Raw genomic sequence first — 8,184 nt, forward strand, 5'->3', positions numbered from 1 at the left:
CCAACTATCTGGCGCGTGGCTTCGAGATCAAGAGCACGCAGATCGACGGCGTCGGCATGCCCAACGACTGGGGCATCGCCACCGGTGCGATGGACGCCTCCAACTATCTGGCGCGTGGCTTCGAGATCAAGAGCACGCAGATCGACGGCGTCGGCATGCCCAACGACTGGGGCATCGCCACCGGTGCGATGGACGCCTTCGGCTACGAGAAGCTGGAAGTCATCCGTGGCGCGAACGGCCTGCTCACCGGCGTCGGCAATTCGGCCGGCACCCTCAACTACGTGCGCAAGCGTCCGACCAACGAGGCTGAAGGCCAGGTCGGCGTGAAGGTCGGTTCGTGGGGCGAGCGCCGTGTCGAGTTCGATTATTCGATGCCGTTCAACGAGAACGGTACCTGGGCCGGTCGCGTGGTGTTCGCGCGGGAGGAAGGCGACTCCTACCTGCGCGACCTGGAGAACGAGCGCACCTTCGGTTACGCGGTGATCGATGGCCAGGTGGGCGAAAACGGCACGCTGGCGTTCGGCTATTCGTGGCAGCAGGCCGATACCACCGGCAACATGTGGGGCGCGCTGCCGTTCGTGAACACCGATGGCACGCAGCCCTCGTGGGACGTGGGCGCCTCGACCACGGTGGACTGGGCCTACTGGGACACCAACACCCAGACCGCCTTCGTCGAATACACGCACCAGCTGGGCGAAGACTGGCGACTGAAGGCGACCTACAACCGGCGCAAGGGCGAGAACGACGACGAGCTGTTCTTCGCGTACTCCCTTACGGGTCTCGATCCGGTCACCGGCACGGGTCTGCTGGGCTGGGCCTACAAGGGCCAGGACGAGCTGACGTCGGATCTGGCGGACCTGAGCGTCAACGGCCGCTTCCAGCTGTTCGGTCGCGAGCACGAGGCGATGTTCGGCCTCAGTCAGGCGGAGAGCGAGCAGGCATACTGGATCAATCCGGCGCCATCGGATTCGCCGGCGTTCGGGGCGCTTCCCGGGTTCCCGTACGCGGGCGACGCCGTACCGGAACCCCTCTGGGGTGCCCGCCAACGTTCGAGCTTCTTCAACCAGCGCCTGCGCCGTGCGTTCGGCGCGACGCGCCTGTCGCTGACCGAAGACGTCAAGGCGGTGCTGGGCGTCAACTACGCCGAATACCACCRCGACGGCGCCAACGGCCCCGATCCGTTCGATGAGACGGAGAGCAACACCAGCCCGTACGCCGGCCTGACCTACGACTTCAGCGACGACCTGCTGGGCTACGTCAGCTACTCGGACATCTACCAGCCGCAGGACCAGCGAGATTTCGCGGGCTTCTATCTTGCGCCGTCCAAGGGCGTGAACTACGAAGTGGGCGTCAAGGCCGAGTGGTTCGACAAGCGCCTGCTGACCACGCTGGCGTACTTCTCTGCCGAGCAGGAAGGCCTGGCAACCTTCGCCGGTTACAGCAGCGAGACCCTGATGAACTACTACGTGCCCAAGGACGTGGAGTCGAAGGGCTGGGAGTTCGAGGCCACGGGCAGGCTCGGCGATCACACCGACCTGGTCTTCGGCTACACCCACCTGAAAATGGACGGTGAAGAGGGCACGCTGACCTACAACTGGGTGCCGCGCCGTACTGCCAACCTGATGCTCAGCACGCGCCTGCCTGCGTACGAGGCGGTGTCGTTCGGCATCGGCGGTCGCTGGCAGAGCGCCATCTCCAACGTGGAAAGCTACAGCGGCCAGACCGTGCGACAGGGCAGCTACACGGTGCTCAATGCATTCGCGGCGTGGGACTTCCTGGAGAACGCCACCGTGCGTGCCAACGTAGGCAACCTGACCGACGAGAAGTACATCAATACGCTGTACCAGATCGGCTACTACGGTGCGCCGCGGCACTGGTCGCTGAGCCTGGAATACCGCTTCTGATGACGTCCCGCCCCGACCATCCCTGGTAGCCGCCGCCACCATGTCCACGATCCCGCGTTCCATCGCTCCCCGTTCGCCACGCCTGCATCTGGCGGCGCGCATCGTGGTCGCCATCTTCGGCGGCTACGGCTTCGCCTGGGGCATCGTCGCCGCCGGCGCCAGCCTGATGTTCGCCGCCGGCATGGACTTCCACGATGCCGAGTTCCTCGCCAGCCTGTTCGGCGTGCTGGCGTTGCTGGCGGTGTTCCTGTGGACCTTCGCGGCGCGCCGGTTGTGGGTGGTGTGGACGGTGCTCGTGGGCGGTGGCGCCTTGCTGGCCGCCGTCGGTTCGTTCGTGCAATCGCGGCTGGTCTGAGGCCGGGGACGTCATCATGATGCAGAGCTTCCGCCAGGCGATGGCTTGGCTGCATACCTGGTTCGGGCTGGTCCTCGGCTTCGTGCTGGTGGCCGCGTTCTTCTTCGGCGCGCTGTCGGTGTTCGACCGCGAGATCGACCGCTGGGCGATCCCGTCCACGCGCTTCGAACCGCAGCCGATGCCGTCGTACGAAAAGATCCTGCGCCCGGCGTTCGAGCGCATGCAGCCGCTGCCGGCCGCCGTGGATGCGATGCGCCCGCGCGTGGACGGCCCGATGCCCGAGCGCTTCGACACCGTGGTCAGCTGGAGTGCGTACACCACCCACCGCGATCCGGTGCTGCAGCTGTTCGCCGGCTACGAGGTGCCGAACGCGAAGGATCCGGAGGAAGCCATCTGGGCCGACGCCACCATCGACCCGCGCGACGGCACGCCGCTGCCGAACGACCGACTGAAGGTCGGCAGCGGCTTCTTCTATCCGATGCACTACGGCCTGACCCTGGACTGGAAGAACCTGGGCATCTGGATCGTCGGCTTCTCCGCCCTGATGATGCTGGTGGCGCTGGTCACCGGCGTGGTCATGCACCGCAAGATCTTCCGCGAGTTCTTCACCTTCCGGCCCGGCAAGGGCGGTCTGCGCAGCGTGCTGGACCTGCACAATCTGACCGGCGTGGTGGCGTTGCCGTTCCACTTCTTCTTCGCCTTCACGGGCCTGCTGATCTTCGCGGCGACGTACTACTTCCCGGTCGGTCACACGCAGCTGCACGACCTGCACGACCTGCATGCGGCGGTGGAAGCGCGCGAGACCGGCCTGCCGCACCTGCGTGCGGGCGTACCCGCCGGGCTCGCCGATGTCGATGCGATGGTGGCGGACGCGCAGCGGCGCTGGCAGGCGCAGGACAAGGCCGGCGATGTCGGCTTCCTGGTGCTGCAGCATGTCGGCGATGCGAACGGCTATGTCAGCGTGTACCGCGCAGGCACCGACCGCATCGCGCTGGTCGGCGATGGCATCCACTACAAGGCGTCCACCGGCGAACTTATCCGCGAGGATCCGCCGCCGAGCGCGGCGGGCCGCGTCGCCGAATTCCTCACCGGCCTGCACCTGCAGCACTTCCGCCACTGGCTGCTGCGCTGGATGTACGTGCTGGGCGGCCTGCTTGGCGCGGTATGCATCGCCACCGGCTTCCTGTTCTTCGTCGAAAAACGCAAGCGGCAGCATGCGCGGCAGGGACAGCAGGGCGCGCGGGTGGTGGATGCGCTGGCGGTGACCACCGTCACCGGCATGGTGCTGGCGGCGCTGGGCATCCTGGTCGCCAACCGCCTGTTGCCCGAAGGGCTGCCCGCACGCGGCGACTGGGAGCGCTACGCCTTCTGGGGCACGTGGTCACTGGCGATGCTGCACGCGGCCTGGCGCAGTGCGCGGGTGGCCCGTGGCCTGCCGAACCCGGCGTGGCGCGAGCAGTGCGGCATGATCGCGCTGCTCGCGCTGGCGGCCATGCTGTTGAACTGGGCTACCACGGGCGACCATCTGGTGCGCACGATTCTCGCGGGCTACTGGCCGGTAGCGGGCGTCGACCTGRCACTGCTGTCGACCGCCGTGATCGCGGCGTTCACCGCGCGCCTGCTGAAGCAGCGTGCGTCGCTGCCTGCAGCGCATCGGGACATGGAGACGACGCATGCCTGAACCCGTGACCGCGGCCCTGCTCCTGCTGGCGGCGCTGGTGGCCAGCGCGGCCGGCATGGGATGGCTCGCCCTGTCCATGCCGGTGCATGCGCAGCAGGTCTGGAGCGCGGTGCCTGCCGGGTCGACGCGGCGCGCGCTGAAGATCGCCGGCGCGGTCGCCGTGGCCGTGGCGCTGGGGCTCTGCCTGGCGGTCGACCATGCCACCATGGCCAGTCTGGTGTGGGTGATGGGGCTCACCGTCGCCGCCGCGGGCGTGGCGATGACGCTCGCATGGCGGCCGCGCTGGCTGCGCGCGCTGGCGCCCTGGGTGCGGCGTCCCCACGCATAAGGCCGGGGCGCACCCCCAGCAACGGCGGAAGACTCCGCCCGTCCGCTCGCCGTGCTGTCCGCCGCCGCAGGAGTAGGATGGCGACAGGCGGGGGTACTGATCGAATGGATGCGCCGGTCGACAATGCACGTGCCGTGGCGTGGCCGGCGAGGATGGATCACCGGCGGCGTCGCCGCGCTTTCCATCTTCTGCTCGCGACCGGCTCCATCATGGTGCTGGTGGGACTGGGTTGGGGGGTGTTCTTCGCCTGGCGCGGGGAATGGGCGGTGGCGGCGATGGAGCTGGCGATGGCAGCACTGGGTGCCGGCGTGATCGTCATGGCGCGCCTGCATCGCCCGCGTGCGGCGTCGTGGGTGGCGTTCGTCGGCCTCACAGGCGTGCTGTGCTTCTTCTCCGCGTACCTTGACGTGCCCACCGCGCAGGCGCCCAGGACCAGCCATGTGTTCCTGCTGGTACTGGCGTTGTGCGGCCACCATGTGTTCCGCGACGAAAAGCCCTGGCTGCGTTACGGACTGGTGGTGGCGCTGCTGGTGCTGTTCGTCGTCTTCGCGGCCGCGCCCGTGACGACGCCTTCGTCGCTCGCGATTGCCGAGGACGTGCGGCGCGTCGGCATCTGGATCAATCTCGCCACCGCTGTGGCCAGCCTGCTGATCGTGGTGCGCCTGGCCGATTCGGACATCGCCGAGCACCGCGCGCTCCACCGCGCGCTGCGCGATGCACTGTCGCAGCGTCGCTTCGTGCTGCTCTACCAGCCACAGGTGGACGCGGCGGGGCGCATCGTCGGCGCCGAGGCCTTGCTGCGCTGGCACGATCCGCGGCGCGGCCTGATCCGTCCGGCCGACTTCATGCAGGCCGCCGAGGACAGCGGCTTCATCCTGCCGCTCGGGCACTGGGTGCTGCAGGAGGCATGCCAGCAGTTGGCGGTCTGGCAGGCGACACCCGCCCTGCGCCACGTGCGATTGTCCGTGAACATCAGTGCGTTGCAGTTGCGTCAGCCGGACTTCGTGCAGCACGTGGACGACGTGATGGCGCGCAGCGGCATCCAGGCGGATGCGCTGACGCTGGAACTGACCGAGAGCGTGCTGGTGCACGACATGGAAGACGCAGTGGGAAAGATGCGCGCGCTGCACGCGATGGGCGTGCGCCTGTCGCTCGACGACTTCGGCGCGGGTTACGCATCCCTGTCGTACCTGCGGGACCTGCCGTTCGCCGAAATGAAGATCGACCGCGCCTTCACCCGCGACGTCGTGCGCGACGCCCACGCGGCCACGATCACCCGCAACCTGCTGCAGCTGGGCCGCGACCTTGGCATCGACGTGATCGCCGAAGGCATCGAGCACGACGACCAGTTCGCCCTGCTGGGCGGGCAGGGCTGCGTGCTGTTCCAGGGCTACCTGTTCGGGCGGCCGATGGACGTGGCCGCCTTCACCGAGCGCATCGCATCGTCGTGAGGGGAGGGGATGCGCTCAGCGCAACGCGCTGTCCGGCACGTGGATATCCATCGCCAGCGCCAGGTGGTCCGAGTTGGCGGCAGGCATGGCGCGTGCGTTGTCGCCGCGCAGGCCTTCGCTGAGCAGGATATGGTCGATCGCGCGCAGCGGGCGCCAGCTGGGGAACGTGGGAACGCAGAACGCCGGCGGACGCAGGCGCGTGCGCTTGTACAGCAGCTCCATCTCCGGCGCGTCGGGAACGCAGTTGAAGTCGCCCATCAGCACGGCGTGCGGGTGGTCCGACAGCAGCTCGCCGATGAAGGCCAGCTGCGACCTGCGCGAATTGGCGCCCAGCGACAGGTGCGCCACCGCCACGGTCAGGCCTTCGTCGCCGTCGCCGAAACGCGCCATCAGCACGCCGCGGCCGCCGATGCGGCCGGGCAGGCTGTGGTCGGTCACTTCCACCGGCTCCAGCTTGCTGAGCAGGCCGTTCGCGCTGCCGGCCACGCGCGCGACATTGCGGTTGGGCTGGTGCGTCCAGAAGTCGAAGCCGGCGCGCTCGGCGAGGTAATGCGTCTGGTTGGTGAAGCCCGAGCGCAGGCTGCCCGGGTCGGCTTCCTGCAGGCCGACGATGTCGTGTTCGCCGGCCAGCTGGGCGATGGCATCCAGGCTGCCGCGCTTGTTGCCCGCCGGCAGCGCATGCGACCAGCTGCGGGTGACGTAGTCGCTGTAGCGGCGCGTGCTGGAGCCTGCCTGGATGTTGGCGCTCAGCACGCGAAGCCGCCGCGTGGAAGAAGAGTCGGTCATGGAAGTGGGGGCTTCCGCGCCACTCAGCGCCGCGCGCGCTCCATCGCGACCAGGTGATCGGCGATGCGCAGCACGTCGGCGTAGGTCTGGCCGCCGGTGATGCGGTACTTGCCGTTGACGATGATGGTCGGCGTGCCTTCCACGCCGCTGTTCTTGGCGAACTGCATGCCGCGGCCGACCTGGGCATTGGTCCCGAAGCTGTTCATCAGCGACACGAACTCCTTCGCGTCGACGCCGTACTGGGCGTACCACTGCGCGATCTGGGCCGGATCCGCCGGCGGCTTGCCTTCGCCCGGCAGCGTGCGCTGCAGGTGGATGGCGCTGAACACCGCATCGTGGGTCTTGTCGACCAGGCCCTTCGCCTGGGCTGCGTAGAACGCCTTGCCATAGGGAGCCCAGACCGGGCCGAACACCACCGGCACGTAGGTCACGCGCACGTCGGCCGGCTGCTTCTTCTTCCATGCCGACACTTCCGGCGCAAAGCGCGCGCAGGCCGGGCAGACGTAGCCGAATACCTCGACCACCTCGACCTGGCCGTTGAGCGGGGCGTAGGGCTGGCCGTTCGGGATCTCGACGTAATCCTTGCCTGCGACCGGCGCCGGACCCTGCGGCGGAACGATCGGGTTGGCACTGGCGGCAGTCGCGGCAGCRGTGCCGTCGGCGGGGGTGGTGGTCGCATCGGCCGGCGTCGCCGGTGCTTCGGCGGCGGGCGCCGTCACCGTCGCATCGGTCGCGGCGGCGGTTGCCTCGGGCGTCGGTGTCGTATCAGTGGAGGGCTTCGGACCACAGGCCGCCAGCACGGGCAGCAGCAGGGACAGCATCAGGGCGTGGCGGGATTTCATCGCGCGAACTCCAAGGGATCACAGGAAAGAAGGTGCCGGCCGGGCCGGGGACATCGCATTCTGCATGGCGCCCGCAGCGGTCGCCATGACGGAATCATCACTTGCGCGCGCGCTCGCGGGCCACCAGGCGGTCGGCGATCTGCAGCATGTCGCTGTAAGTGCGTCCGCCGGTCACGCGGTACCTGCCGTTGACGATGAGCGTCGGCGTGCCCTCCACGCCGGCGCCGGCCACCCAGTCGCGGGCCTTGGCCAACTGCGCGTCGACGGCCGGTCCTCGCAGGGCGGCGACGAACTTCGCGCGATCGACGCCCTGGCTGGCATAGAAGTTGGCGATCTCGTCGACGGAGGCATTCTGGATCGGCAGCGCGCCGGTCTTGTGCAGGGCGTCGAACACCGCCTGATGGGTCCGCGGCTGCACGCCCAGTTGCTGGGCGGCGAAGAAGGCGCGGGCGTAGGGAATCCAGTAGCCACCGAAGGCGGCTGGAACGGGGGTCAGCTGCACATCGCGCGGCAGGGTCTTCTTCCAAGCCACCAGCGTGGGTTCCAGATGGGCGCAATGGATGCAGGTGTAGCCGAAGACTTCGGCCACCTCGATCTTGCCCTTCACCGGCGCGAACGGCTGGCCCTCGGCGATCACCTCGTAGTCCTGGCCTTCGACCAGCGGCGCGGGGGCCGCGGGGGCGGCGAGCGCGGTGACCGGCAACAGGGCCAGCAGGGTGATCAGCACGGGCAGCAGGCGCGACGCCATCGGACTCTTCCTCTAGGGGCGGCGCCCGGTCGACGGGTCCGCGAAAAAAGAAACGCCGGCCATGGTGGGGCCGGCGCGATGAACAGGAG

General features: G+C 68.6%; 8 protein-coding genes. 5 read left to right on the forward strand and 3 right to left on the reverse strand.

Annotation, left to right across the window (positions count from 1 at the left end):
* The 5 genes from AC04L7_RS07905 to AC04L7_RS07925 all read left to right on the forward strand — a co-directional run.
* Window positions 1-1,904 (forward strand): TonB-dependent siderophore receptor (locus tag AC04L7_RS07905; protein WP_475512787.1); only part of this gene is annotated, 1,904 nt, incomplete at its 5' end.
* 40 nt (window positions 1,905-1,944) lie between these two features.
* Window positions 1,945-2,259, forward strand: coding sequence for an iron uptake protein (locus AC04L7_RS07910; protein WP_435996203.1), 315 nt, complete (start codon window positions 1,945-1,947; stop codon window positions 2,257-2,259).
* Window positions 2,260-2,275: 16 nt separating this feature from the next.
* Window positions 2,276-3,940 carry a PepSY-associated TM helix domain-containing protein gene (locus AC04L7_RS07915; RefSeq protein WP_475512788.1) on the forward strand — a complete coding sequence of 555 codons (1,665 nt, stop codon included), beginning with the start codon at window positions 2,276-2,278 and terminating at the stop codon, window positions 3,938-3,940.
* A complete protein-coding gene (locus AC04L7_RS07920; protein ID WP_296281381.1) occupies window positions 3,933-4,268 on the forward strand; it encodes a DUF3325 domain-containing protein in 336 nt (111 codons plus the stop codon). The genes AC04L7_RS07915 and AC04L7_RS07920 overlap by 8 nt, the downstream gene beginning before the upstream one ends.
* A gap of 104 nt (window positions 4,269-4,372) precedes the next feature.
* Window positions 4,373-5,719, forward strand: a complete 1,347-nt coding sequence (locus AC04L7_RS07925; RefSeq protein WP_435996207.1) for a putative bifunctional diguanylate cyclase/phosphodiesterase — start codon at window positions 4,373-4,375, stop codon at window positions 5,717-5,719.
* A gap of 15 nt (window positions 5,720-5,734) precedes the next feature.
* Here AC04L7_RS07925 and AC04L7_RS07930 read toward each other — a convergent pair whose 3' ends face one another.
* The 3 genes from AC04L7_RS07930 to AC04L7_RS07940 form a co-directional block, all read right to left on the reverse strand.
* Window positions 5,735-6,505 (reverse strand): endonuclease/exonuclease/phosphatase family protein, encoded by a 771-nt coding sequence (locus AC04L7_RS07930; protein WP_435996209.1) that lies wholly within the window; start codon window positions 6,503-6,505, stop codon window positions 5,735-5,737.
* A 23-nt stretch (window positions 6,506-6,528) separates the two neighbouring features.
* Window positions 6,529-7,347 carry a thiol:disulfide interchange protein DsbA/DsbL gene (locus AC04L7_RS07935; protein ID WP_435996211.1) on the reverse strand — a complete coding sequence of 273 codons (819 nt, stop codon included), beginning with the start codon at window positions 7,345-7,347 and terminating at the stop codon, window positions 6,529-6,531.
* A 97-nt stretch (window positions 7,348-7,444) separates the two neighbouring features.
* Window positions 7,445-8,095 carry a thiol:disulfide interchange protein DsbA/DsbL gene (locus AC04L7_RS07940; RefSeq protein ID WP_435996213.1) on the reverse strand — a complete coding sequence of 217 codons (651 nt, stop codon included), beginning with the start codon at window positions 8,093-8,095 and terminating at the stop codon, window positions 7,445-7,447.
* Between the last annotated feature and the right edge of the window lie 89 nt (window positions 8,096-8,184).

The sequence above is a fragment of the Pseudoxanthomonas sp. LjRoot204_2 genome (assembly GCF_056175765.1).